The 26326-nt window shown below is 46.6% G+C and carries 28 protein-coding genes; 18 read left to right on the top strand and 10 right to left on the bottom strand.

Annotated features, from left to right (window positions below; genetic code table 11):
• The first annotated feature begins 14 nt into the window (after positions 1 to 14).
• The 3 genes from FD971_RS03345 to FD971_RS03335 are packed head-to-tail and all read left to right on the top strand — an operon-like array spanning position 15 to position 3333.
• Positions 15 to 1385, top strand: a complete 1371-nt coding sequence (locus tag FD971_RS03345; RefSeq protein ID WP_215334698.1) for an MmgE/PrpD family protein — start codon at positions 15 to 17, stop codon at positions 1383 to 1385.
• 50 nt (positions 1386 to 1435) lie between these two features.
• Positions 1436 to 2281 (top strand): CoA ester lyase, encoded by an 846-nt coding sequence (locus tag FD971_RS03340; RefSeq protein WP_215334697.1) that lies wholly within the window; start codon positions 1436 to 1438, stop codon positions 2279 to 2281.
• 59 nt (positions 2282 to 2340) lie between these two features.
• Complete coding sequence (locus FD971_RS03335) at positions 2341 to 3333, top strand: tripartite tricarboxylate transporter substrate binding protein (protein ID WP_215334696.1); 993 nt, start codon at positions 2341 to 2343, stop codon at positions 3331 to 3333.
• Between the two features lie 73 nt (positions 3334 to 3406).
• Here the strand turns inward: FD971_RS03335 and FD971_RS03330 are convergent, their stop codons facing one another.
• The 3 genes from FD971_RS03330 to FD971_RS03320 are packed head-to-tail and all read right to left on the bottom strand — an operon-like array spanning position 3407 to position 6992.
• Complete coding sequence (locus FD971_RS03330; RefSeq protein ID WP_215334695.1) at positions 3407 to 4030, bottom strand: hypothetical protein; 624 nt, start codon at positions 4028 to 4030, stop codon at positions 3407 to 3409.
• Positions 4027 to 5274, bottom strand: coding sequence for an exo-alpha-sialidase (locus FD971_RS03325; RefSeq protein WP_215334694.1), 1248 nt, complete (start codon positions 5272 to 5274; stop codon positions 4027 to 4029). The genes FD971_RS03330 and FD971_RS03325 overlap by 4 nt, the downstream gene beginning before the upstream one ends.
• Complete coding sequence (locus FD971_RS03320) at positions 5271 to 6992, bottom strand: glycosyltransferase family 39 protein (RefSeq protein ID WP_215334693.1); 1722 nt, start codon at positions 6990 to 6992, stop codon at positions 5271 to 5273. Before FD971_RS03320 ends, FD971_RS03325 begins: the two co-directional genes overlap by 4 nt.
• A 166-nt stretch (positions 6993 to 7158) precedes the next feature.
• On the opposite strand from FD971_RS03320, the gene FD971_RS03315 reads away from it, so the two are divergent.
• Both FD971_RS03315 and FD971_RS03310 read left to right on the top strand, forming a co-directional pair.
• Positions 7159 to 7506 carry a c-type cytochrome gene (locus FD971_RS03315; RefSeq protein ID WP_251368668.1) on the top strand — a complete coding sequence of 116 codons (348 nt, stop codon included), beginning with the start codon at positions 7159 to 7161 and terminating at the stop codon, positions 7504 to 7506.
• 9 nt (positions 7507 to 7515) lie between these two features.
• Entirely contained in the window at positions 7516 to 8793 is a 1278-nt protein-coding gene (locus FD971_RS03310; protein ID WP_215334692.1) for an NAD(P)/FAD-dependent oxidoreductase, read from the top strand.
• A gap of 49 nt (positions 8794 to 8842) precedes the next feature.
• On the opposite strand, the gene FD971_RS03305 is transcribed toward FD971_RS03310, so the two are convergent.
• Positions 8843 to 10198: a DUF3422 domain-containing protein gene (locus FD971_RS03305; protein WP_215334691.1), complete on the bottom strand. Its 1356-nt coding sequence runs from the start codon at positions 10196 to 10198 to the stop codon at positions 8843 to 8845.
• Between the two features lie 29 nt (positions 10199 to 10227).
• Positions 10228 to 11634, bottom strand: coding sequence for a TAXI family TRAP transporter solute-binding subunit (locus FD971_RS03300; protein WP_215334690.1), 1407 nt, complete (start codon positions 11632 to 11634; stop codon positions 10228 to 10230).
• A gap of 71 nt (positions 11635 to 11705) precedes the next feature.
• Between FD971_RS03300 and FD971_RS03295 the strand changes: the two genes are divergently transcribed.
• The 5 genes from FD971_RS03295 to FD971_RS03275 all read left to right on the top strand — a co-directional run bounded on the left by FD971_RS03295 (position 11706) and on the right by FD971_RS03275 (position 16127).
• Positions 11706 to 12407, top strand: a complete 702-nt coding sequence (locus FD971_RS03295) for a pirin family protein (protein WP_215334689.1) — start codon at positions 11706 to 11708, stop codon at positions 12405 to 12407.
• A gap of 58 nt (positions 12408 to 12465) precedes the next feature.
• Positions 12466 to 14013 (top strand): UxaA family hydrolase, encoded by a 1548-nt coding sequence (locus FD971_RS03290; RefSeq protein WP_215334688.1) that lies wholly within the window; start codon positions 12466 to 12468, stop codon positions 14011 to 14013.
• Between the two features lie 131 nt (positions 14014 to 14144).
• A complete protein-coding gene (locus tag FD971_RS03285; protein WP_215334687.1) occupies positions 14145 to 15125 on the top strand; it encodes a DnaJ C-terminal domain-containing protein in 981 nt (326 codons plus the stop codon).
• Positions 15126 to 15130: 5 nt separating this feature from the next.
• Positions 15131 to 15448, top strand: coding sequence for a chaperone modulator CbpM (locus FD971_RS03280; RefSeq protein ID WP_215334686.1), 318 nt, complete (start codon positions 15131 to 15133; stop codon positions 15446 to 15448).
• A gap of 7 nt (positions 15449 to 15455) precedes the next feature.
• Positions 15456 to 16127 carry an alpha/beta hydrolase gene (locus FD971_RS03275; protein ID WP_215334685.1) on the top strand — a complete coding sequence of 224 codons (672 nt, stop codon included), beginning with the start codon at positions 15456 to 15458 and terminating at the stop codon, positions 16125 to 16127.
• 20 nt (positions 16128 to 16147) lie between these two features.
• Here FD971_RS03275 and FD971_RS03270 read toward each other — a convergent pair whose 3' ends face one another.
• Positions 16148 to 18067: an ATP-binding cassette domain-containing protein gene (locus tag FD971_RS03270; RefSeq protein WP_215334684.1), complete on the bottom strand. Its 1920-nt coding sequence runs from the start codon at positions 18065 to 18067 to the stop codon at positions 16148 to 16150.
• Positions 18068 to 18168: 101 nt separating this feature from the next.
• On the opposite strand from FD971_RS03270, the gene FD971_RS03265 reads away from it, so the two are divergent.
• A complete protein-coding gene (locus tag FD971_RS03265; protein WP_215334683.1) occupies positions 18169 to 18765 on the top strand; it encodes an ATP-binding protein in 597 nt (198 codons plus the stop codon).
• A gap of 63 nt (positions 18766 to 18828) precedes the next feature.
• On the opposite strand, the gene FD971_RS03260 is transcribed toward FD971_RS03265, so the two are convergent.
• From FD971_RS03260 to FD971_RS03250, 3 genes are all read right to left on the bottom strand, one after another.
• Positions 18829 to 19452 carry an OmpW family protein gene (locus tag FD971_RS03260; protein WP_215334682.1) on the bottom strand — a complete coding sequence of 208 codons (624 nt, stop codon included), beginning with the start codon at positions 19450 to 19452 and terminating at the stop codon, positions 18829 to 18831.
• Between the two features lie 178 nt (positions 19453 to 19630).
• Positions 19631 to 21046 carry an oxygen-independent coproporphyrinogen III oxidase gene (gene hemN, locus FD971_RS03255; protein WP_215334681.1) on the bottom strand — a complete coding sequence of 472 codons (1416 nt, stop codon included), beginning with the start codon at positions 21044 to 21046 and terminating at the stop codon, positions 19631 to 19633.
• A gap of 19 nt (positions 21047 to 21065) precedes the next feature.
• Positions 21066 to 22676: an NAD(P)/FAD-dependent oxidoreductase gene (locus FD971_RS03250; protein ID WP_215334680.1), complete on the bottom strand. Its 1611-nt coding sequence runs from the start codon at positions 22674 to 22676 to the stop codon at positions 21066 to 21068.
• 89 nt (positions 22677 to 22765) lie between these two features.
• Between FD971_RS03250 and FD971_RS03245 the strand changes: the two genes are divergently transcribed.
• The gene (locus FD971_RS03245; protein ID WP_215334679.1) at positions 22766 to 23314 is read left to right on the top strand and encodes a YaeQ family protein; all 549 of its coding nucleotides are present in this window, start codon (positions 22766 to 22768) and stop codon (positions 23312 to 23314) included.
• Complete coding sequence (locus tag FD971_RS03240; RefSeq protein ID WP_215334678.1) at positions 23311 to 23727, top strand: putative toxin-antitoxin system toxin component, PIN family; 417 nt, start codon at positions 23311 to 23313, stop codon at positions 23725 to 23727. Before FD971_RS03245 ends, FD971_RS03240 begins: the two co-directional genes overlap by 4 nt.
• Here FD971_RS03240 and FD971_RS03235 read toward each other — a convergent pair.
• Positions 23717 to 24733 carry an LLM class flavin-dependent oxidoreductase gene (locus tag FD971_RS03235; protein ID WP_215334677.1) on the bottom strand — a complete coding sequence of 339 codons (1017 nt, stop codon included), beginning with the start codon at positions 24731 to 24733 and terminating at the stop codon, positions 23717 to 23719. The two genes, FD971_RS03240 and FD971_RS03235, sit on opposite strands and share 11 nt — an antisense overlap.
• A 33-nt stretch (positions 24734 to 24766) precedes the next feature.
• Here FD971_RS03235 and FD971_RS03230 point away from each other — a divergent pair, with 33 nt between their 5' ends.
• The 5 genes from FD971_RS03230 to FD971_RS03210 all read left to right on the top strand — a co-directional run bounded on the left by FD971_RS03230 (position 24767) and on the right by FD971_RS03210 (position 26325).
• On the top strand, positions 24767 to 24988 hold the full coding sequence (locus FD971_RS03230) for a hypothetical protein (protein WP_215334676.1): 222 nt from the start codon (positions 24767 to 24769) through the stop codon (positions 24986 to 24988).
• A gap of 21 nt (positions 24989 to 25009) precedes the next feature.
• Positions 25010 to 25213, top strand: coding sequence for a SlyX family protein (locus tag FD971_RS03225; RefSeq protein ID WP_215334675.1), 204 nt, complete (start codon positions 25010 to 25012; stop codon positions 25211 to 25213).
• A gap of 68 nt (positions 25214 to 25281) precedes the next feature.
• Positions 25282 to 25614: a type II toxin-antitoxin system RelE/ParE family toxin gene (locus tag FD971_RS03220; protein WP_215334674.1), complete on the top strand. Its 333-nt coding sequence runs from the start codon at positions 25282 to 25284 to the stop codon at positions 25612 to 25614.
• Complete coding sequence (locus FD971_RS03215) at positions 25611 to 25916, top strand: helix-turn-helix domain-containing protein (RefSeq protein ID WP_215334673.1); 306 nt, start codon at positions 25611 to 25613, stop codon at positions 25914 to 25916. Before FD971_RS03220 ends, FD971_RS03215 begins: the two co-directional genes overlap by 4 nt.
• A 61-nt stretch (positions 25917 to 25977) precedes the next feature.
• Entirely contained in the window at positions 25978 to 26325 is a 348-nt protein-coding gene (locus FD971_RS03210; RefSeq protein WP_215335139.1) for a phage holin family protein, read from the top strand.
• Position 26326: the final 1 nt, after the last annotated feature.

Below are 26326 nucleotides of genomic sequence, written 5' to 3'. Positions count from 1 at the left end.
GAGCCTATTTAGGAATGACTACCCCGCACTTATCCAAGACCTTAGCGAGCTTTGCTTCCGAATTACAGATTGGTGACATCCCCGATGAAGTGATTGCACGTGCTGAAGACTTATTAGTAGATTGGTTCGGCTCGGCCATCGCAGGTAAAGGATCTCGCCCAGTAGAAACCATTACACAGTTTGCCCAAAACATGGGCGGCTTTAATACTGCTCATCCTGGTTCGGCCGAAATTTTGATTAGTCGCACGAGCTCCAGTCCTTTCTTGGCTGCGCTTGCTAATGCAGCAGCGTCACATGTTGCTGAGCAAGATGATGTTCATAACGGCTCCGTCTTTCATCCGGCTACCGTGGTATTTCCCGCAGCACTAGCCACGGCACAAACGATTGGCGCCTCAGGAGAAGAGCTTCTGGTAGCCGCTGTTGCTGGCTATGAAGTTGGGATTCGGGTTGGTGAATTTCTCGGCCGCTCACACTACAAAACATTTCACACTACAGGTACCGCGGGCACTTTAGCGGCGGCTGCTGCGGTAGGTCGTCTACTTAAACTGGACCCCACCCAAATGCTCCACGCCTTCGGTTCAGCAGGCACGCAATCTGCCGGCCTTTGGGAATTCCTACGCGATGCCGCAGACTCCAAGCAATTACACACCGCGCATGCCGCCTCAACCGGCTTGATGTCAGCCTACCTAGCGCAATCTGGATTTACTGGTGCAGAACATATCCTAGAAGGAAAACAAGGCTTAGCTGCTGGTATGTCGAGTGATGCCGACCCCAGCAAGTTGGTTGATCGATTAGGTAGCCGTTGGACTATTGCTGAGACCAGCTTCAAGTATCACGCCTCATGTCGTCACACCCATCCTGCCGCTGATGCTTTATTGCAAGTCATGCAGGCGCAACAACTTAAGCCTAGTGATATCGCTAAAGTAGAAACGCTAGTTCACCAAGGCGCAATTGATGTGCTTGGTCCAGTGACGGATCCTGCAACAGTGCATCAATCCAAATTCTCTATGGGCACTGTACTTGCACTAGTAGCCCACTATCAGTTTGCCGGTCTACAAGAATTTGATCAGCACTTTCATGATGAAGTCATTTGTGGCTTTCGCGATCGCGTCAGCATGATCCTAGATCCGGAAGTAGATGGTGCTTATCCTCAACGCTGGATTGGTAAAGTCAAAGTCTACTTAAATGATGGCAAAGTATTAGAGGGTCGCGTTGACGAGCCCAAAGGGGATCCCGGCAATACACTGAGTCGCTCTGAAATCACAGATAAAGCTATGCGTCTGGCAGCATTTAGTGGTGGTGCAACACCAAGCGAAATGAGCGCTGCCGTTGAACGACTGTGGAATATCCGCAAGCAGTCCAAGATAGGCCTGTTGATCTCGTAAATTCTTGCCATTTATTTTCTTTTTGCATCACACCTAATAAAGCCTTACATATGAACCCACTAGATACACCCATCGGCTTTAGCAGCACCTTCTTATTTGTTCCGGGCACGCGTCCAGAGCGTTTTGCTAAAGCATTAGATAGTGGTGCCGATGGCGTCATCATTGATTTAGAGGATGCAGTAGCCGAAGAAGATAAAGAATCCGCACGTCAAGCGATACGTTCTGCTTGGCCTACCTTTACTGCGGAACAAAAAAAGCGTCTGATCATTCGCTCAAACTCACCAGGCAGTCACTTTTATGCGGCCGACCTCATCTTGGCTCAAGAGCTCAATGTGGCATGCCTACTAATCCCCAAGAGTGAGTCTCTCGATCAAATCAATGGTGCCGCACAGATCTTGCCCAATACAGCAATCATTCCGATGATTGAAACTGCCATTGGCCTAGATCGCCTCAATGAAATCGCCAACTCTGAACAGGTCTTGCGTCTTGCCTTAGGCAACATCGACTTACAAGCAGACTTGGGTATGGTCTGTGATGCACAAGAAACTGAACTACAAACCGCACGCTTTCAGATTGTGCTGGCCTCGCGCTTGGCACAAATTGCCCCTCCAATTGACGGGGTTACTCCCTCCACAGATGACATCGAGCGAATCACAGATGATGCTGAACGCGCAAAGAGAATGGGCTTTGGGGGCAAGCTGTGCATTCATCCAAAACAGGTTTCCCCAGTAAAAGAATCCTTTATGCCAACAGCCTCGGAGATCTCTTGGGCGCATCGCGTTATCGAGGCTGATAAGTCCTCAAAAGGTGGCGCAGTCAAGTTAGACGGGCGCATGATTGATCGACCAGTTGTCTTATTAGCCCAAAGAACACTGGCCATTGCTGGAAAACCCTAGGGTCGATCATATTTAAAAGTGGCAAAATCAGCATGCATTACATATTAACGGAGACATAAATGAAACTAAAGAAAACCCTTTTCGCTGGAATTGCTGCGGTTGTTAGCGCCACTACTTTATTGGGCAGCAATATTGCATCCGCTCAAAAGGATTGGCCAACAAAACCCATTTCCTTGATTGTTCCATTCGCTGCTGGCGGTCCTACGGATTCCATTGCACGCTTAATTGCAGTGCCAATGGGTCAAGCCCTCGGTCAAACTGTAGTTGTGGAGAACGTTCCTGGTGCTGGTGGCACGATTGCCTCCACTAAAGTTGCTCGCGCAGCTCCAGACGGCTACACCATCTATATTCATCATATGGGCATGGCTACAGCAAATGCACTGTACGACAAACTTCCGTATGACCCAATGACTAGCTTTGATTACATCGGTCAAGTTGCTGACGTACCAATGGTATTGCTCGGTAAAAAGGATTTGCCAGCTAACAACTTTAAAGAACTCGAAGCCTACATCAAAGCAAACGGCTCCAAAGTGACGATGGCTAACGCCGGTCCTGGTGCCGTGTCACAACTGTGCGGTCTTTTATTCCAAAGTCGTATGGGCGTTAAGTTGACCAACATTCCTTATAAAGGCACTGGCCCTGCTTTGACAGATCTTTTAGGCGGTCAGGTTGATCTCTTGTGCGATCAAACTACACAAACTATTCCTTACATCAAGGATGGCCGTGTAAAAGCGTTTGGCACAACAACCATGAAGCGTTTGCCTGCAATTCCTAACGTTCCTACTTTGAACGAACAAGGCCTCAAAGGCTTTGAAGTTAAAGTGTGGCACGGTGTTTACACTCCAAAAGGCGTTCCACAGCCAATCTTAGACAAAATCAATGCTGCTCTAAAGAAAGCATTGAATACACCTGATGTGAAGAAACGTTTAGAAGATGCCAACATTGATATTGTTCCAGCAGAGAAGGTTTCTGCAAAAGGTCTCAAAGATCACCTTGAGAAAGAAATCAACGTTTGGGGTCCAGTCATTCGTAAAGCAAATATTCCAGATTAATTCCGGAATAGCAACAAATAAAAAAGCCAGCGATCTGCTGGCTTTTTTGTTGTCTAAACATTTACTTTAAGAATTAACCCGCTCTGAACAAGTAGCCTGACTGGGCTTTTTCTCGACGCTTCTGATAGATTGCTTTAGGAATAGCGATCAGAGCCCAGATGGCCAAGAAAGGATCTAGGAGATAGTCCCAAAGATTAGCTGACTCATGCCAATGGGCTGCCCAGGCAATCATCGCAAAAGAGATGATCCAAACACCTTTAATCCAGCCAGCAAGGCCGCAGATGATTGCGAAGAGAATGACGGCAATCAGCAACCCTATCGAACCATAACCCCATGCATATGGATCAAGCATGCCCAAGCCCAATGCTAAGGGATAAAACGCAATGGCAATGAGTGCTAAGGGAACTTTAAAACCGAGCGGCGTCTTTTGGTTAGAAGGAATCACGGAGCTCCACAATAAGAGCATCGTCACAACACTGAGCTCACCAGTGACGCCACGCACATAAGCTGCTAAAGGGAGCTCCATCGACATTCCAAGCGGCCAAAAGAAAAGATTGCCTAATAGCAAGACTGCAAGCAGTCGAACCGAAAATGGAATGTCGATTGAAGAAAGCTTCTGCGCGAGAATGACAAGTACTACCGCACAAGTCAACGACATCTCGAGAAGGGCAATCAGCTGCAAGTAAGGTGTGATCATTCTGATTCCTTTTCTTTCAGAATGCTTATGGCATCCTTAAACCAGGCGGCTGAGAAGTAAATGTGTCGAATCTTTTTTCTGTCCCAGGTATAGGCAAGATGAGCATCTTCACCATTGGCAGAAATTAAGTAGGGATAAGAAAACTCTCGATGCTGATCATTGATTAGAGACTCGTCATCTTCTAACACTTGAACTACCTGCCACTGTTCAGAGTTTGCCTTACGCATTACCATCACCAAGCGATAGCGCCCTGCCTCAATATTATTGAGCACCATCAATCTCGTACCATTAGCCAAAGTGAGTGCGGCGATAGCGGAATTCGGATTTGGAATCTCAAGATCTTTTGATACGACCCAAGACTGTCCAGCATCTTTGGTTTCACTTACGGGAATTTGCTTTAGCTGTGAACTGGATCGAGTTTGACGGAAAAAAGCACTAGCTACTTGCGGCCCATCAGTAAATACTACTGGCTGAATCGCGCTCCTGCCTGAACTCATGCGCCGTTTATCAATCACCCGACTCGCATCGATTCTGAGAAACTCACCAAAGCGACCAATCCATTCGTGATACGCCGGCAAGCCCAATCGCCCATCTGTAAACGCCAGGGCCGGGGACTTTACTAGAGTGCTGAGATTAATTAATGGCGAGCTGATGAGTCGCTGTGGTCGATCCCAAGTTAAGCCTTCATCATCTGAAATCACCGAAGAAATCGAGCTTCCTGCCCAACCACCAATCGATACAGTGACAAAAAATAACTGCATACGACCATCGGCCATTCTTACTGGAACGGGATTACCTAACTTAGCTATGTAACGTGACAGGCCTTTTTCAGCGCTAACGCGATCCATCACCACAGTTGTAGCACTCCATCTTGATGCCCGCGGATCAAAGACTGCTGTATTAATCACTACATCTGGTGCACCCTCTCGGCTTCCCGCAAACCAAAATGCTCTTACCGCACCATCCTTCAGCGTAATTAATGACGCGGCATGTACTGAAGGCGCTCCCGTATCCGGCAACCAATCCATTTGTAGAGTTGGTTGAGCCATTTTTACAGGCGCAGTATTTTTCAGGGGCATAAGCGGCCTTCTGCCTTCAGTTGGTTCCAGCGCATCATCTGCTTGATTGGCAATATTGACTGGGTAGTCACTTGCAAAAGGCGCCCAGGCTGGAAGACTATCAATGTGAAGGTAAGCCAATACTGAGGCCAGTAGTAAAAAACAAAAGGCAATGACACGACTCATCGACAAGCATCCTTGCCTGCTAATGGCAATGTAATCGTTGCAGGTGTAGATACTAGATATTCATTCACAAATAAGTGCTCTCCAATATGGCCTCTCAGTATCGCCTGAATCTCTGCCTCAGAATGACGGGCTCGCATCTCCATGCGCTTACCTACGATCTTGCAAGACTCACAGAGTTTGGGATCAACGCCTATCGGCGACTGAAGCGCAAGCAATGGATAAGTACTGCTCAGCAAATCAATTTGGCTGGCATCTTTCGCTGAATAGCCATGTAAGCTTGCCCCCGGTAGCAAGAGTCTGTACTCCTCATCCTTTGCACGGTAGTCGCAAGGCACCCAAACATCTTTTCCAGCCAACTCTTGAATCGTGGTTTGAGAATACCGACCCAATGAACCCTCTAGCGGCGACAAACTACTTGTGAGTGCGCAATAGCAAAGAAAGCATCCCGCCAAGGCGATTGCCTTGCAGCGCTCTCGACTGATTATTCCCAGTAATACCAATGCAAAGGAGAAGGTCATAAAACCCCAATGCAAAAAGGAGTAGTTCCAGATTCCAGGCTGACCCAAGAAATTCGACACTTGTAAATTGCCACCCACCCAAGCTAATGCTGCAAGCACTACCAGCTGCAATAGCAAAGCAATTCGAAATCCCCACCAAGGTAATCGGTCCCAGTACATTGCGATCAAAGCTGCCAATGCGGGCATGACTGGCAGCAGATATCGACCAGAGCGCTGACTTGGCAGGCTAAACACAATAAAAAACGCGCAGACCAACAATAGCAACAAGATCTCTTCAAGAGACAGAAAACGTCGCTCTCGCCACGCTTGAATCAAGGCAGATATCAATACGAAGGTGAATAGCCCCGCATTAGCTAAAGTTGTTAGAGCCAACATCCAAATGCTGTCTCCACCACGCACTAGATCTAAAAAATAGTTAGAGCTACGCGCTTCGAACTTGCCAGCATTCTCACCTAGAACAAATTCTTTCCAGACGGCCTCTGGAAATGGATCCAGCACAAACCACAGTGCAAATACACCTAGAGCCAGAACAGCAATCAATATCACCTTGTATAAGTCTTGTAACAAGACCTTCGGAATACTCCACTCACGCCAGTGCCAGTAGAACAAGCCCAAGGCAAATGTGGCAGGAACAATATAAGCAAAAGACTTTGACAATAAGGCCATGCCAAAACAGAGGCCTGCCAATAGCGGAAATAAGAGCTTAGATTCAAATGCAGCCCTACCCCAATATAGCAACGCAAAGAATGGCAAGCTTAACCAAAATACCTCAGGGGGATCGGTCAAAAATGGGCGGCCATAGCGATAGGTCGCAAAGAAAGATAGCCACACTAAGACGGCTAATAAACCAGTCTGTTTTTTTCCGCTATACCGAGCGACTGCCAGAAATAAGAAAAATGCCGTTAGGAACGTATATAAAACGCTAGGCCAACGGAGTGCAAAAAGTGTCCAGTCACTGCCCCACCCAGTACTGACAATACCCTCCCAAAATACCAAAGGTGGTTTGGTGTTTTTAATACCATCCATCTCAGACTGAAGGGGTAACCAAGCTCCAGCATCGGCAGTCATCCGAACAATATGCATGTAGGGATACTCATCCCCGTTCTTTGGGGCAAAGCGACTATCTAAACCATAAAAGTAGGTAAATACGCCTAAAAGTAGGATGAAAATGGCATTTCGGTAAGTAAAAGAGCCTCGCATACCGATAGTTTATAGGGCTTGAGGCCAAAGACTACAAACTATCAGTCTCACTACCCCCGCCTTTTAATCTAAGCATATTGAAAATCCTTCTAAGTAAAACCACTAATCCCGCCGCTATCTGATTAAGATAGGATTTATTAGCATCATCCTTAAAACAGCTGCATGTATGACGGAGACTATTCCTATGCAAGTGAAGTATTTAAAACCCATTTTGGTGGCCGGCACCCTCATTGGCTTAAGCCAGTGGAGCGGGCTCAGTTTTGCACAAACCGCTGACCAACTCTATAAACGTGGCCTTGCCGCAACCTGCGCTAATTGTCACGGCACCGATGGCAAAGGCGTGGTTGATGGTGGCATGCCACTAATTAACAACCTCACCAGTCAAGAGATGTTAGCCAAGCTCAAGGCATATAAGAGCGGCGCGCTAGAGGGCACCATCATGCCCCAGCTAGCAAAAGGCTATACAGATGAACAACTCACTACTATTGCCAATCAACTTGGCAAGAAACAATAAGGAGGCGCCATGGATCGTCGACATTTTATAGGTCAGAGCGCTGCAGCAGTAGGTCTACTTGCTGGGCTATCGACCCAAACCAAAGCAGCTACTTTACAAAAAGCAGAGATACTCGTTATTGGTGGCGGATATGGTGGTGCAACGGCTGCCAAGTATCTGCGCCTGCTCTCGAATAACACTGCGCGAGTGACTCTGATTGAGCCGAATACTTCATTTATCTCCTGCCCAATGTCCAATTTGGTCATTGGTGGCTCACGTACTTTAGCGGAAATTACTTCTCCGTATGACACTCTCAGCAAGCGTCATGGCATCAAGATTATTCAAGATAGTGTCACCAGCATTGATGCAGATAAGAAAACAGTTACGCTCGCCTCAGGCAAAACGTTGCGTTACGACAAAGCGGTTGTATCCCCTGGCGTTTCGCTGAATTTCAAAAGCATTGAGGGCCTCGCACAAGCGAACAAAGATGGCGTAACTTTGCAAGCTTGGAAAGCTGGTCCAGAAACTGTTGCTCTGCATAAGCAGATTGCCGCGATGCGTGAAGGTGGTACTTTTGCCATTAGCATTCCAGAGGCTCCGTATCGCTGCCCTCCTGGACCATATGAGCGTGCTTGCCAGGTTGCCAACTACCTCAAAACCCATAACCCAAAAGGTAAGGTCGTCATCTTAGACGCCAACCAAGATGTCACATCTAAGGGGGCTTTGTTCAAGAAGGTGTGGGCTGAACAGTATGCTGGAATCATTGAGTACCGCCCCAAGAGCAATGTCGTTGGCGTGGATGCAAAAACCAAGACTCTCAAACTCGAAGTTGAGGATGATGTCAAAGCAGATGTTCTAAACGTCTTGCCGCAAATGGCTGCTGGTGAAATTGCCGTTAAATCTGGATTGGCCAATTCCAATGGTCGCTGGGTAAATGTGAATTTCCTGAACTTTGAATCAACTGCACGCAAAGACATTCACGTCTTAGGTGACGCTATTCAGATTGCGCCAGCGATGCCGAAATCTGGTCACATGGCCAACCAGCACGCCAAAGTAGCAGCTGCCGCTATCGTCTCGGAATTGAGTGGCTGGGAGGTCAATCCAGCACCGGTTCTGACTAACACTTGCTACAGCTTTGTAAATGATCGAGAAGTGGTTCACGTTGCTAGCGTTCATCAATACAACGCTGCCGAGAAAACCTTTAAGACCGTTCCAGGTTCTGGCGGCTTATCACCTGCACCATCTACCCTTGAGGGTGTTTATGCTTGGGGCTGGGCGCACAACATCTGGGCTGATAGCTTGGGCTAAGCAGTATTTACGCTTATTAAAAAAGAGGCCTCGGCCTCTTTTTTAATATCTACAAAGATTTACCCATCTCCACGATACGCTTGCGTCGTCGCTTGCTAATGAACAGGAAGATGATCGCCACTACTGGGGCGGCAATAGCAGCAATAATTTCTGGATGAATAGCGAAGCCAGCCTCTTTGCCACCCTTAGCAACGTAGGCCAACAAACTCACAGCATAGTAAGTCAACACCAAGACTGACAAGCTCTCCACGGTCTCTTGCAGGCGTAATTGCAGACGCGCCCTTTGATCCATACTTGCTAGTAATTTTTGTGTCTGCTCTTCATTTACAAACTCAATGCGTGTTCTAAGGGTTTGAGTTGTTCTTGAAATCCGATCAGATAATTCTTTTAATCTTCGTTGCGTCCAAATACAGGTCCCCATGGCTGGCTGAAAACGGCGATCCATAAATTCTGAAAGAGACTGCACTCCCGGAATCGGCGACTCTGCTAGTTCGAATAAGTTTTTACTGAGCAATTGGCTATAGGCCTCGGAGGCAGTAAAACGCAAGCCATAACCAGATATCCACTGCTCTGCCCTAGAGGCTAAATGAGAAAGTTCACCTAAAAACTGGCCGTCTTTTTCAGTATGAATGCCGGGCTCTGTTTGTAACTGCGAGATTTTTTTAGATAAGTCCGCTAATTCTGACTCTGCGGTCCTCAGTGGCATGGAGAGACTCTTAGCTACCGGGAATGCAATCATCGCTGCCATGCGATAGGTTTCAGCCTCGGCTAGTGCTCGCGCTATGCGTCCGGCTTGTCGTGAACCGAGAATATCGTGCGGAATAAAGTAAGAAATATAACCATCCTCATCCAAACGCAAATCCGTCCACAGCTGCGCTTTCTTGTTTGAAAGGATATAACTCCCCAGTACGGTATTTCCACTAAAAATAGCCGATACTTCTTGAGCCTCAGCGAACAAAGGGCGATGCTCAAATGCAAGATCTAGGGCAGAAATTCTTTCGCCGCCTGCTTCAACAATCGTTGGGCAATCCAAGCTTTGGAATAATTGATCCAAGCTCTTTTCCAGCGCAAGACGAGACTCTAGTAGTGGTCCGGTAATTTTGACGGGATTATGGGTAATAGCCGCGATGGTTGCAAACTCTCCATGCAACTCCCATTTAATGAGGACTCTTTGCGGCTCTGGAGCTAATGTCAATATTTTGAAAGAATGATCCTGCTCAAGATCGTTAGGTACATTCAATGCAGCGCTAAGCTTTTTAATCCATTCAATTTGAGTCTGGCGAGAATGCGCATCAAGCAAAAAGGATTGGGAGAGCACCCGCTCATTTGGCCAAAGCGCAATTGGGGGCCTCGCGTGCACCTCTTCGTGCAACTGTTTTCGAGCAGGATGATCGTAAGGTTTCATAGGAATTACTATAAATTGATATCGACTAACTATACGCCTCCAGCAGCCTCCTCGACTTGGTAAGGATGAACACCTCGATTTAGACAGTTACGAACGTAATCAATACTGGTGCGCAAAGCATAGTAATCGCCAGCCATAGTCTTAGAAACCTTGAGCTGAAGAGCTTGATACTCCAGTAGATCCAATTTCTTCAGATACTCATCCTTCGCTTCAGGCTGGAAGTTATCAGTAAGTTCTTGTTCATAGGTCTTTAAAACTCCATATAACTGATTGATCTTTCTACGCATGCGCTTATTACGATAGCCTGGCAAGGTCAGTAGAACGGGATAAGCTAAAGCGCAGAATGGCAGCAATACAAACACCAGGCGATTAATCAATTCGGCTAGCCAAAATGGAAAATAGAGCATCAGCAAGGGTGAGCCATTTTTTTCATAATGCAAAGCAACCGGACTTTGCGGTAGACCAGTACTTTTGAAGGCCGGGAATTCACCATGCTCCGAAAAGAAAGTGGCCTTGCCATTAATCTCACGAGCAGCCTCTAGAAACAAAAATTGAAGTGCCGGATGCATTCTGTCATCAATCAGCAAATTGGTAGTGGATGCCATTAGCTGAATGTCTTTAGAGGGGAAATTACGTATCAAGCTAAATCCACCGTTTGGAACCTTGAGAATTTGCATGTAAGGCAATAAACGAGAGTAAGCCTCTGCCCTTGGGAACGCAGCTAAATGTAAATTGGGATCCGCTAAGAGAGTCTGAACATTGGGTGCCTCGTAAGCATCCACAATAAATGCAGCATCAATCTGTCCTTTTTGCAAAGCCTCCACTGATTTTGAGCCAGAGAGATAGAGGAAATGAGAGCCCTCTTCAAATCCATTGGCTTTCATAATTTGAATGGCTTGAGCATGGGTGCCGCTTCCTTTTTCACCCACAGACATTCTGGAATTCAGAAAATAACGGGAGCGCGCTTTAATTTCCTGAAAATCATTTTCCTTTACTTCGGGGCCGCGATAAAACAACCAAATAGGATCATAAGAGATCGTTCCCAATGATTGAACTCCATGGACACCATGCGGGTTAAAGACCCCTGCCTGAACAAAAGCAGCTTGCACAGGATTTTTGCGGTCTGCTAAATATTCAATATTTTCTTCGGCGCCTTTGGTCGGGAGAAGCTCAAGGGTAATTCCTTTTTTCTCAAAAAACGCAGCGTACTTTTTACCCAAGACATCGTAGGATCCACCGGGTTGCCCTGTTGCCATCACCACATGTCTTGGTGGCGGCGGGTCTGCATACAACCACACCGCTATTAAACCTAAAAAGAGGACCGCTAATATGGGCCACGCTTCCACCATGAATTGAGTGAAATCATTCCACTTTTCCTGGGCGGTCTCGTAAATACCTAAGTAGGTTTCTTTAATGTCTTGTTTGATACTTCCCATGGAAGGCCAATCAGCAAATAGGTCAAAAGATAATGATAATAGGCTTATTCGCTTTCCGAAAAGGAACCAAGATGTTGACCCTCAGAAAATCCCAAGAACGCGGCTACGCAGACCATGGGTGGCTTAAAAGCTTTCATTCCTTCTCTTTTGCCGGCTACCATGACCCTCAATTTATGGGCTGGGGCAATTTACGGGTAATCAATGAAGATCGAGTTGCTGCCGGAATGGGTTTCGGTAAGCACGGCCACCGCAATATGGAAATCATCAGCTATGTTCTATCCGGCGAATTAGCACATGAGGACAGCATGGGGAACATTAAAGGCATTCCGCCTGGCGATGTTCAACGCATGAGCGCCGGTACCGGCGTCACCCATAGTGAATTTAATCACGCCAAAGATCAGACCACTCACTTCCTGCAAATTTGGATTGAGCCAAATGTCATGGAAATCCCGCCTAGTTACGAGCAAAAATCAATTCCCCATTCAGACAAGCAAGGCAAGCTTTGCTTGATAGCATCACCAGATGGTGCGGGTCACGCTGTCAAAATTCATGCGGACGCCAAAATATACTCAGGGCTATTTGATGGGTCTCAATACCAGCAACTGGATCTAGATCCAAATCGCAAGGCCTATGTTCACCTTATCAAGGGATCCTTGGATGTCAATGGTATGACTCTATCTGGTGGTGACGCCCTATTGATAGAGAATGAGTCTAAGCTACTTATCAGCAAGGGCAATGATGCTGAAGTCATTATCTTTGACCTGAGTCATTAAAAATTGCTTGATAGAGTCTTACGATCAAGAGTGTTTGGTAAATACAAAAATACATCCCATGATTGAAATTTCAGAAAAGCGTTTGATAGGCCCCATTATTCGCCTCCACCCAAATGACAATATTGTGGTTGCGCGGGTTGATGTAGCAATTGGTGAAGCAGTACCGAGTGAAAATTTCACGAGTCGTAGCCAAGTTCCCGCCGGATACAAAATTGCAGCTAAGAAAATTCTTAAGGGCGAACCCATCCTGAAGTACAACGTGACTGTCGGGTTTGCTAATACCGATATTGAAGCTGGCACGATGGTTCATAGTCACAATACCGAGTTTCGTGAATTCGATCGTGACTATGCCTATGCCAGCGAATACCAGCCCACCAACCTTTTGCCAGAGGCTGAACGTGCGACTTTTCAGGGTTACGTGCGCGCCAATGGAAAAGTAGGCACACGTAATTTCATTGGCATTCTATCTACCGTCAATTGCTCAGCAACCGTCGTCAATAAAATTGCAGCGTGGTTTACGCCAGAGCGTTTAAAAGACTTTCCTAATATCGACGGCGTTGTCGCCTTTAGTCATGGCATCGGTTGCGGCATGGAAATGAGTGGCGAGCCAATGCAACTCCTACGCAGAACGATGGCAGGCTATGCGCAGCATCCTAACCTAGCTGCCGCTTTGATCATTGGCCTGGGTTGCGAACGCAATCAGCTCAAGGGCTTAATGGAGCAAGAGGCGCTGCAAGAAAACTCCACCCTACATACCTTCATCATGCAAGAAACAGGCGGTACTCGCAAAACGATTGAAGCGGGTATTGAGGCAGTGAAAGCACTCCTGCCTGAGGCTAATAAAGTGCAACGTCAGACTGTCTCTGCAAGCCACCTCTGTGTTGGCTTGCAGTGTGGCGGGTCTGATGGCTTCTCCTCGATTACTGCAAACCCAGCCTTAGGTGCTGCTATTGATATTTTGTCGCGCCATGGAGGTACCGGCATTCTTTCTGAAACACCGGAGATTTACGGTGTCGAACATACACTCACCCGTCGCGCAGCAAGCAAGGCTATTGGTGAGAAATTAATCCAACGTATTCGTTGGTGGAAAGACGAATACTCAGTAGGTCGCGATGTCCAAATCAATGGTCAAGTCAGCCCTGGAAATCAAATTGGTGGTCTGGCTAATATTTTTGAAAAGTCGCTTGGCTCATCTATGAAAGGCGGCACTGGCCCCTTAATGGAAGTCTATCGATATGCGGAGCCAGTAACAGCTAAAGGTTTTGTATTTATGGATACGCCCGGCTTTGACCCAGTCTCAGCGACAGGACAAATTGCTGGCGGCGCAAACTTGATTGCCTTTACTACAGGACGTGGCTCCATGTTTGGTTCAAAGCCAGCGCCTTGCATCAAACTTGCCACTAATACACCGATGTATGAGCGGCTTACCGAAGATATGGACATTAATTGCGGCGAGATTTTAGATGGCACGGTTTCAGTTCAGGAGATGGGCCAACGGATATTCGAGCTCTTCCTCAGAACCGCCTCGGGGGAAGCCTCTAAAAGTGAACTATTAGGACTGGGAGATTATGAGTTCGTGCCCTGGCAAATTGGTGTTATGAGCTAAAGCGAGCCTTGAATCCAGATCTGTAACTTGCGGGCATCTAGCCCGCTTTACTTTATCTAAAAGATGCTAAGAATGATCATTAGGGACTGTAGAATTAAGCTTATTGATTTAATCAGGAATTCATTGGGATTATGAAATTCAGGGACTACTACGAAACACTTGGTGTCGCACGTGGCGCTACCGAAGCAGAAATTAAGGCGGCTTACCGCAAGCTAGCCCGCAAATATCACCCAGATGTAAACAAAGAAGCTGGTGCCGAAGAGCAATTTAAGGCGGTCGGCGAAGCCTACTCTGTTCTTAAGGACACTGAAAAGCGCGCTGCTTACGATCGCATGGGTGCCAACTGGAAGAATGGTCAAGACTTCACTCCTCCACCAAACTGGAATGAAGGATTTGAATATTCTGATGGAAACTTTGGCGGCGGTCATAGTGGATTTGGTGGTGGCTACGAAGGTGATCAAAGCGAATTCTTTGAATCACTCTTTGGCAGAGGCCGACATCGTCAAGGTGGTCGCGGCGGTAACCCACGCCAAGGAATGGACTTCAAAGGTCAAGATCATCACGCCAAAATCTTGATTGATCTCGCCGATGCCTACAACGGCGCGAAACGCACTATTGCTTTGCATATGCCAACGCAAGATGCCAATGGTCATGTCAGCACTCAGGAACGTAAGCTCGATGTCAGCATTCCGAAGGGTATTAAGGCTGGGCAGAATTTACGCTTAGCCGGCCAAGGTGGTCCAGGTATGGGATCTGGTGGCGCGGGTGACCTTTACCTTGAAATTGATTTCCATCCAAATCCAATTTATCGCGTAGACGGCAAAGACGTTTATCTTGATTTGCCATTAGCTCCATGGGAAGCTGCACTGGGTACAACCGTCAATATCCCCACTCCTGCAGGATCGACTCTGGAGCTAAAGATTCCAGCTGGTACAGCAAGCGGGCGCAAGATGCGCCTTAAAGAAAAAGGTATCCCTAGTAAAGAGGCTGGCGACTTATACGTAGTACCTAATATTGTTCTACCTCCTGCTGAAACCGATGCACAAAAAGAAGCCTATCAATCACTAGAGAAAGCTTTTGATTTCAACCCCAGAACCCACCTGAAGGGATGATGAACATGACACAAACACAAATCACCTGGATTGAAGGTAGTCTTGTTGAAGAAGAAGTACATATGAGTATTGTGGAAATTTCACAAGCTACGCGTGCACCAGAAGATCTCATCATGTCTTGGGTCTCTGAGGGTGTTCTGAGTCCTGCCGGCTCTTCTCCGGAAGATTGGCGCTTTAGTGGAGACTCTCTCAAGCGCGCAAAAACTGCCGCTCACCTTACCCATGATCTCGAACTCAATACTCCTGGGGTTGCTCTGGCACTGGATCTCCTTGATGAAATCACTCGCTTACGCAGCAAACTCCTTCGTCAGAATCTAGGATGAAATATCAATGACCGCATTGCCCTGTATTGAAATTGAAACCGCTCCCAATCCAAGCGCTTCCGTCATTTGGCTGCATGGGCTAGGGGCTGATGGCAATGACTTTGTGCCCATCATTCCGCAACTTCATCTTTCTGAGTGCCCTGCCATTCGATTTGTTTTTCCAAGTGCGCCTTCTATTGCTGTTACGGTCAATGGCGGCTACGTTATGCCAGCCTGGTATGACATCACTGAAAGAGATATCAATGCCCGAGAAGATCTTGCTGGTATCCACAAATCAGCAGCAGCCATCTCAGAGTTAATTGAACGAGAGGCTAGTCGCGGGATTGCCTATGACAATATTGTTTTAGCCGGCTTCTCGCAAGGCTGCGCTATGTCTTTACAGGTCGGTCTACGCTTTCCACATAGATTGGCCGGGATCATGGCGCTGTCAGGCTACTTGCCACTAGCAAAGTCATTGCCACCTGAGAGAAGTGAGGCTAACAGCCAGACTCCGATTTTTATGGCGCATGGGGTTTGGGATGCCGTGATCGTTCCAGAGCGCGCGGAAGCCTCAGCCGATGCCCTAGAAAAATTAGGCTACCAAGTGGACTGGAATACCTATCCAATGGAGCACTCTCTTCATCCAGATGAGCTAGTGGATATCTCGAGATTTTTAACGATGGTGCTTAGCAAGTCATAAGCCAAGCGAGTTAAATTACCCTAAGATTCTGAGCGACTTAAGAGTAATTCCCAGCGTTGTAATTTGATATCCAGATCGGCAGTGATTTCAGACAATCGCGCTTGCATGCTAGCTGCTAATTCAGGCTCGTTCTTATAGAGATCTGGGTTACTCATTGCAATCCCAATATCCGCCTGCTCCGTTTCCAGAGTTTCAATCTGCAGCGGCAAAACCTCTAACTCTTGACGCTCTTTGCCATTGAGTTTTTGAACCCCACTCTTAACAGCTACAGACTTAGACTCGATCTTTGGCTCAATCTTTACCTCTGATTTAGGCTCAGGCTTAGCGCCACCATTAGCTGCACGGATCTTGTCTGAGCGCGCTTTCTGGATCTTCCAATCTTCATACCCACCCTCATACTCACGCCAGAATCCATCACCTTCATTCGCGATGATGCTAGTCACTACGTTATCTAAGAAATAGCGATCATGACTGACTAAGAACACGGTACCTTTATAGTCCTGGAGTAGTTGCTCGAGCAAATCTAGCGTATCGATATCCAAGTCATTGGTTGGCTCGTCCAATACCAAGACGTTTGCAGGACGCGCGAATAAACGGGCTAACAATAATCGGTTACGCTCACCACCAGATAAGGTGCTTACCGGTGAATTCGTACGCTCTGGCGCGAATAAGAAATCACTTAGATAACTCTTGATATGTTTCTTATTGCCATTAATTTCAATCCACTCACTACCTGGACTGATGTAATCCTCGAGTGAAGAATTGAGATCAAGGCCTTCGCGCATTTGATCAAAATAGGCCACTTCAATACGAGTACCCATCGTTGCAGTGCCTGAGTCTGGCGCAATCGTCCCCAGTATTAATTTGAGTAGCGTAGTCTTGCCAGCGCCGTTAGGACCGAGCAGACCAACTTTATCGCCACGCAATATCGTTGCCGTGAAATCCTTCACGATTGGGCGATCGTAAGACTTAGAGACATTCTGGAGATCAGCAACAATCTTGCCACTTCTATCGCCTGCAGAAACTGCAAGCTTGACCTGGCCAACAGCATCACGTCTTTGTGAGCGGGTTGTACGAAGCGCCTCGAGACGGGCTATACGTGCAACGCTACGAGTTCGTCTTGCCTCAACCCCCTTACGTATCCAGACCTCTTCTTGCGCCAGCAACTTATCCGCACGCGCATTAGCCAAGGATTCTGAATTCATTTCCTGATCTTTTAATATTTCGTAGGCTGAGAAGTTGCCTGGATAGGTGCGCAAGATACCTCGATCGAGCTCGACAATTTGTGTACAGACGTTATCCAAGAAGGCGCGATCATGAGTGATCAGAATGACGGAGCCTTTATATTCTTTAAGCAAATCTTCCAACCAGGAAATCGAATCCAAATCCAAATGATTGGTGGGCTCATCGAGTAAGAGAACGTCTGGCATTTCAACCAGAGCACGAGCTAATGCAACACGCTTCTTCGTTCCGCCGGATAAGGTATTGATCTTGAGATCGGCCTCCAAATGTAGGCGGTCTAATGTTTCGTGAACACGTTGCTCCCAATTCCAGCCACTTAAGGCCTCTAGTTGGGATTGCACTTCATCTAGACGATGGTGGGCTGCGTCATCCCACTCCCCGACACTAAGAGCCTCATACTCCTCACGAAGAGCCTTAGCTTCAGCCACGCCTTTAGAAACTGCATCAAATACAGTCTCTTCAGCCTCAAATATAGGCTCTTGAGGTACATAGGCAATTCGGAGGCCTTGCTGATATTGCAGCAAACCATCATCCATTTTTTCTATGCCAGCCAAGATCTTCAGGAGAGAAGATTTGCCTGTGCCATTGCGGCCAATTAAGCCAACCCGCTCCCCAGATTCCAATGAGAAAGCAGTGTTTGCGAGGAGGTCAACGTGGCCAAAAGCCAGTTTTGCATCAGTGAGTACGATTAAAGCCATGGCGACATTATCGTCACTTCAAGCAAAGTGGTGATATTTCCAATAAACATGGGATTGAGAAGTAGAATTTACTCAAGCAATACCTCCAAATAAAGAGATAAATGACCTGCAAGCTTAGCCCCAGCGCTCCTCGACTGATCCTCTTTGCAGGCCATGCAGGCACTGGTAAAAGTACTTTGGCTAAAAAGGCACTTCCCTTAATCGTGGAAAAGACTGGTGAAGACTTTTTCTTTTTAGATAAAGATACAGTCTATGGCGCCTATAGCGCCCATGTCATGGAACTCACCACCAATAACCCCAATGATCGCGATAGTCCTTTCTATCTTCAAAATCTCAGGGATTGGGAATATGCCGGACTGATTGCTATCGCCAAAGAAAATCTACAACTAGGAGTGAACGTGATCCTGGTGGGTCCATTTTCTAGCGAGATACAAAGTGGACGAATGTTCAATCCTGAAGAATTAGGAGTACCTAGTGCATCCAGCATCAGAATTGCTTGGATTGATCTTGAAGAGGATGAGGCAAAGAGACGCATGGAGAAGCGCGCAGATCCTAGAGATGAATACAAGCTCAAGCATTGGGATCAATACATCAAGCGCAGAGTAGATCCGCCAGAACATATCGCAATACAACGTTTTGATAATCTTCACTTTGATGAAGCCAAGTTCGAGAAATTAATCGATCACCTTATTCAGTAAAGACTAGACAAAAAAAAATAGAGCTCCTCAGGAGCTCTATCTCAAGAACTAAGAACTGAATTCTTAGAACTTATAAGTCACACCAACAGCTGGCATCCATGGGTTCAGAGTTAACTTACCTGCGGTTGGGCCATATCCAGGACTAGAAACATTTGTCGACATAGTCGCATATTTAACATCAACGTTAAGACCCCAGTTCTTATCAAACATATAGTCCATACCAATTTGACCAACAGCACCAACGCTAGAGCTATCAACAGAATATGTACCATTGGCCAAGTTATTGCGACTACTAAACAATGTATAGTTCACGCCAGCACCAACATACGGCTTAAAGGCACCAAAATCGGTAAAGTGATATTGAAGAACTAATGATGGAGGAAGCGCTTTGATCGTGCCCAATTTATTACCACCAGCATCAATCTGAATGCTTTGCGGGTAAGTCAACACCAACTCAGCAGCAATATTTTTAGTAAAGAAGTAAGAAACGTCAAACTCAGGAATGATTTGATCTTTAGCTTTCACATCTAATGTTTGAACCGCGCCAGTTTGACCATTAGCCCAGAGTAAATCAACGGCACGAACACGAATCATCCATGGGTTCTCGCTTGAAGATTGAGCTTGAGCGGCGATTGGAGCTAATGAAGCTACTGCTGCCATAGCAGCTACTAGAGTTTTAATGCGCATGATGTACCCCTTTTCTGTTATCAATTTGATGAGTCTATTTTCAAATTGAAGATGGGGTAGCTATTTGATGTAAATCAAATGCAAGGCCTGCGCAAATTTTTTATTGGTTTTAAAGCAACACTGTTTTGATTAGTTTTTGATCTAAATCAAATGCACTTGGATTGCAGCTTAATTCTGCTTAGAGCACCTTGGAATAAGTGCCTTTGGCTTGAGACTCCCTGAGGTGACGATCAAAAGTCATTGCCACGCGTCTGGCCAAGAGGCGGCCTTTGATCGGTACAAACAACTTCGTGCCCTGCCACTCCAGCAAGCCAGCTTCTTCTAAATGCTTCAGCTCTGCAATCTCTGTCTTGAAATAGCTTGGGAAATGGATTTGATGAGATTTTGCAAACATTTCGGTGTCCAAAGCAAATTGGCACATAAGCTCACCGATTAATTCGCGGCGCATCAAGTCATCTTTATCCAGCTGCAGGCCTCGGAGGGTGGGTAGATGACCATCATCAATTGCAGCGTAGTACTCATCTAGTGTGCGAACATTTTGGGAATAGCTATCGTCGACCTTACCAATCGAAGAAATCCCAAAAGCCAATAGATCACATTCAGCTTGAGTTGAGTAACCCTGAAAGTTCCGATGCAGCTTCCCCTCTTTTTGAGCAATCGCTAACTCATCATCTGGTTTAGCAAAGTGATCCATGCCAATAAAGACATAGCCCGCTTCGCCAAGTCTTTCGATAGTGTTGGACAAAATATCTAATTTATCTACAGCACCCGGAAGATCAGCTTCAGCGATTCTGCGTTGCGGCTTGAATATATGCGGCAAATGCGCATAGTTGTATACAGAGAGGCGATCAGGACTCATCTTGAGGACTGCATCAACAGTTTCTTTAAAGGTTTCGGGTGTTTGTTTTGGTAGCCCATAGATGAGATCTACGCTTCTAGATTTAAAGCCATACTTTCTAGACCAATCCATCACCGCCTGGGTCTCTTCAATCGTCTGTACGCGGTGGACTGCTTGCTGCACCTCAAGATTAAAGTCCTGCACGCCAAGGCTGATACGGTTAAAGCCCAACTCAGCCAGCAGAGCAATATCAGCCTCGGTGACACGTCGCGGATCAATCTCAATAGAATATTCTCCGCCAGGAAGAAGTTCGAAATGCTCACGCGTATGGTGCATCAACTCCATCATCTCTTCATGAGATAAAAACGTCGGTGTACCACCGCCCCAGTGCAACTGAGTTACGGGTATTTTTTTCTGGGCGCCCATGGCAGCACAAACCATTGCCATCTCTTTTGCCAAATACTTGATGTACTTTGCACTTCGCCCATGGTCCTTAGTGATAATTTTGTTGCAACCACAGTAATAACAAATATTTGGACAAAACGGCAAATGGAAATACAGCGATAGTGGCTCATCAACTTTGGCTACACGCTGTAATGCACCTAAATAATCAGATTCACTAAATTCATTATGAAAGCGATCGGCGCTAGGGTATGAGGTATAACGCGGGCCATTGATATCGAACTTCTGCAATAGCTCTGGATGAAAAAGGACTTCTTTTTCATTGGAGGTAGATGCAGACACTATAGAACTCATCAGTAATCAGCTTATTGAATTATTGGGATAGGTAATCAAGCGCAACCGCTTCTGCTACTTTAATCCCATCAACCCCGGCCGACAAGATTCCGCCGGCATAGCCAGCACCCTCACCCGCTGGATAAAGCCCCTTGACATTCAGGCTCTGCAAGTTTGCGCCACGAGTAATGCGCAAAGGAGAGGATGTCCGCGTCTCAACACCGGTCAGCACTGCATCTTTCATTGAAAAGCCTTTGATCTGCTTTTCAAAAGCGGGGATCGCTTCTCGGATTGCCTCAATTGCATAAGCCGGCAAGGCATCGGCAAGATCTGTCAGATGCACACCAGGTTTATAAGACGGCATTACAGAACCAAAATCGGTTGAAGCCGTACCAGCCAGGAAGTCTCCTACCAGTTGCCCTGGGGCTTCATAGGTGGATCCACCAAGCTCATAGGCCTTAGACTCTAACGCCCTCTGAAACTCAATACCAGCTAATGGACCACCAGGATAGTCTTCAGGAGTAATGCCCACAACAATACCGGCATTGGCATTACGCTCATTGCGAGAATATTGACTCATCCCGTTGGTCACGACACGATTAGGTTCAGATGTGGCGGCAACTACGGTTCCGCCTGGACACATACAAAAGCTATAAACCGCGCGGCCATTCTTAGCATGGTGAACCAGCTTATAGTCTGCCGCACCGATCAGTTCATTGCCTGCATGCGGGCCCAAGCGAGCTTTGTCGATCAAGGATTGCGGATGCTCAATGCGAAAGCCTACCGAAAATGGTTTGGCTTCCATATAGACGCCCGCAGCATGCAACGCTTCGAAGGTATCGCGAGCACTGTGACCTAATGCCAGCACAACATGGTTAGCCGGTAAATCTGGATGCCCCTCAATCTTGACTCCAGCAATGTGATCATTCTGAATATCAAAGCCAATCACTTTTTGCGAGAAGCGAATCTCCCCTCCCAGCTCAATAATTTCTTGGCGCATTCTTTCGACAACACCAACTAAGCGGAAGGTTCCAATGTGTGGCTTAGCAACATAACGAATTTCTTCTGGAGCACCCGCTTTAATAAATTCCGCGATGACCTTACGCCCATAAAACTTTGGGTCTTTGATTTGACTATAGAGCTTGCCGTCGGAAAACGTGCCTGCCCCACCCTCACCAAATTGCACATTGGACTCTGGGTTGAGGACATTTTTGCGCCATAAACCCCAAGTATCTTGGGTGCGTTCGCGTACTGGTTTGCCACGCTCTAATACGATTGGCTTAAAACCCATCTGCGCTAATACCAAGGCAGCAAAAATCCCACAAGGGCCAAATCCAATAACTACAGGACGCTCAAATCTTTGACTTTTTAATTGCGAGGCATTGGCAAGGAAGTGATAACTCGTATCCGGGGATGGCCTTACGTGAATGTCATTAGCAAACTGCTCAAGTAATTTTTCTTCATTTTTCACCGATAAGTCGACGGTGTAGATAAACGCTAGAGCAACATTTTTTCTGGCATCGTAGCTACGCTTGAAGACATCAGTCCGGATCAAGTCTTGAGCTTGGATATTCAAGCGCTTCAAAATCGCCTCCTCCAATGCCTCAGGGGCATGGCTAATAGGCAAACGAAGTTCAGTAATACGGATCATGGGACTCTACGATACACAGTAAATCGGGGCAATTTTCTAAATAATACTGGGAGATCCGACTTGCCCCCTATTAAAGGCGATAATGCGCCATGGCTCTACGCGCAACTATCCACAAAGCCGACTTACACGTCGCAGACTCTGACCGCCACTATTACGGTAGTCATTCCCTCACCATCGCCAAGCACCCCTCTGAGACTGAAGAGCGGATGATGATTCGCATCATCGCCTTTGCTTTGCAAGCACAAGAAGATTTGGCTTTTACCAAGGGCTTGAGTGATACCGATGAGCCTGACCTCTGGGTTAAGGATCTCACCGACGCCATCAAACTTTGGATTGAAGTAGGTCAGCCCGATGAACGACGTATTCTGAAAGCTTGCGGTCGATCTGATCAAGTCATTGTCTATTGCTATGGTGGCCAGACTAGCAAAATCTGGTGGGATGGCATTGCGAATAAGCTGACTCGTGCGCGCAACCTGCAAGTGATTTCTATTCCAGCAGAACAAGCTAAAGAACTGAACAAGCTAGTGGAACGCAGCATGGTTTTGCATGTGAATATTCAAGATGGGGAAGCTTACGTTTCCTCGGATATGGGCCAAGTCACCATTACCCCAGAAATCTGGCGCAATCAGCAGCAATGAAACCGGTAGTCTTAGACACCAATATCTTGCTAGATATTTTTGTCTTTAATGACGAAAGGGCCGTTCATTTGAAGCAAGCAACTGTAAATGAAGGCATTGTCGCGATTGCAAGTCAAAAGACCATGCTTGAGTTTGCTGACGTCATCTCTCGCCCCCTCTTCAAGCTAGACCAGGCCACTCAAGTGGCAGTTCTATCCCAATGGCGATCAATAGCACAGCAATATGATGATTCTGATTTAGCCCCTGCCCCCTGGATATGCCAAGATCCTAATGATCAAATCTTCTTAGATCTAGCCTATCGACTGAGGCCGGCGATACTCATCAGCAAAGACAATGCTGTACTCAATATCGCCAGTCGAGCTGCACAAGAAGATATTCTGATTACCAGCGACTACAACGCCTTTAAGCTTTAGAGCTAAAGCGCAATCCCTTGGCAGCTTCAGCAGCAATCTCAAATGATCTTAAGCGTGCTTGGTGGTCATAGATTTGACCTGTAATGATGACTTCGTTAGCGCCAGTCTGGTCGAGCCAATACTGCATTCCTTTTCTTACCGTTTGCAAAGATCCAACCGCAGAGCAGCGCAATGTGTGTGCTGCAGTAGTCTTTTCGTGCGAATCGCAGAAGTCATCCAAATCATCAATCGGGGGTGGTAGTTGCCCACGGGTATTACGGCGCATACGAATGACATTTTGCTGCAAAGTAGTAAATAAATGAGCGGCCTCTTCATCAGTATCAGCGGCCACTACATTCATCACAAATGCACAATAGGGCTTAGCTAGCTTATCGGAAGGTTTAAATAATTCACGATAAGTCGACATTGCATCAAGCAACTGCTCAGGTGCAAAGTGTGAAGCAAAGGCATATGGCAAGCCAAAATGAGCCGCCAATTGAGCGCCATACAAGCTAGATCCTAAAATCCAAATCGGTACTTCGGTATCCGCACCTGGAATCGCCTTAACAGCCTGCCCCTCTTGAATGGGGCCAAAGTAATGCTGCAACTCTCGTACATCCTGCGGAAAGCGGTCATCGCTTCCGAGCAAATCTCGACGTAAGGCTCTGGCAGTCATTTGATCTGTACCTGGCGCACGGCCCAAGCCCAACTCAATCCTTCCGGGGTAGATGGACGCCAATGTGCCGAATTGTTCGGCAATGACTAACGGGGCATGGTTTGGCAACATCACACCACCAGATCCAACAAGAATCGTTTTGGTACCGCCAGCAATATATCCGACCAAGACTGCCGTGGCAGAGCTGGCATTACCTGTCATATTGTGGTGCTCCGCCACCCAATAGCGGGTATAGCCCAATGCCTCCGCATGCTGAGCAACATCTAGTGAGTTACGCAATGCATCCCCAGCAGTAAATCCCTGTGGGATTGGAGATATATCTAGAATGGAGTACGGGACAGCATTTGTCATTCGTAGATCATACTGAGAAAGCACTTTTTTGACATGAATAAACCAAAAATGGCAGATGCCGACGACGGCCTCTTTAAGCCAGGCAGCAAGCTAAGGCACATTAAGACCGGTGGCTTTTATAAAGTAGTGCTACTTGCCAATGTTGAAGCCAACCTTGAACCAGCCTATGTCTACGAATCACTCCAGTCGCATGACTTTTGGATAAGGCCAAAGGCGGAGATGGAAGATGGTCGCTTTGAATTGGTCGATGCTTAAGATATCAATAGAGGAATTGAAATGACGGAAGATCGCATCACCAACCTTGAAATTAAACTCAGCTTTACTGAAGATTTGATTGATCAACTGAATCAAACCATTTATAAGCAACAGCAACAAATTGAGTTTCTATATCGAGAACTAAAGTCCATCAAAGAGCAAGCCAATGGTGCTGACGGCGCAAGCAACAGCAGTCCAAAAGATGAAATCCCTCCCCACTATTAAAGCCCTTGCTTTATTACTGATTAAGTTATATCATTTTTGACATATATCAATATTGATATAATTTATGGATGACAACATGGAGTGTTCACACCCTAAACTCAACAGTTGACCAAGAGCTAGAAGATCTTCCAGCAGATATTAGAAGTCGGTTTGTCAGGGTTTCTGGTTTACTCGAGCAATTTGGACCCCAAGAAGTTGGAATGCCTCACATCAAATCTTTAGGTGCAAAATTTTGGGAGATACGAGTTTCCGGTAAGGATGGGATTGCACGAGGAATTTATATCCATGCCAGCGGGAAAAGAATGATCGTATTGCATGTATTTATTAAGAAGACTCAGAAAACTCCACCGGCAGCTTTAGAAATGGCAACAAGAAGAGCTAAACAGGCAAACTTAATATGACCAAAATCTCTAATTTACATAAAAAATGGATCAAGAATCCTGAATACAAAAAAGCTTACGATGAATCTCGTGTGGAATTTGAGATTGCACAAGAGGTTATTGAGGCGCGCATGAAAAGGGGGCTATCTCAAGAGGAGCTGGCCGTACTGATGAGCACCTCTCAATCTGCGATCGCGAGACTAGAAAGTGGCGCAGGATTGCCCTCCCTGAGAACCCTGACAAAACTTGCAGCCGCTACCAATACTCACATTGAAATTCACTTTAAACCTATCAAAAACTCAAAGCAAAAGATAGCGGCTTAATCCACCACTAAAATCAGTTACGATTAAAGCTGAATTCTAAAAAAGAAAAAGGATGTTCTTAATGGGTAACTTGGTTCCGTTTTTAGTTCAATGGGGTTTAACATCTTTATCCCTTTGGGTCGCCAGCTATCTTTTTAGCGGCTTACGTTTTGCTGATGGCGGCTCACTACTGATTGCTGCCCTACTGCTTGGCTTTGCCAATGCCGTTGTGAAGCCTTTATTAATTCTCCTTACCCTGCCGCTAACTGTTCTCACCATGGGATTGTTTCTGCTGGTAGTGAATGCCTTGGTGCTGATACTGGTTTCAGCAGTAGTTAGTGGCTTCACGATCTCCAGCTTCTGGACCGCCTTCTTTGCCAGCATCTTTATTTCTCTATTCAGCCTCTTTATCAGCGGAATACTGCTTTAAG

This window comes from Polynucleobacter sp. AP-Ainpum-60-G11, assembly GCF_018688375.1.
Taxonomy (GTDB): Bacteria; Pseudomonadota; Gammaproteobacteria; order Burkholderiales; family Burkholderiaceae; genus Polynucleobacter.
Note: the sequence above shows the minus strand (reverse complement) of the source record. Positions and strands in the feature narration are given on the sequence as shown.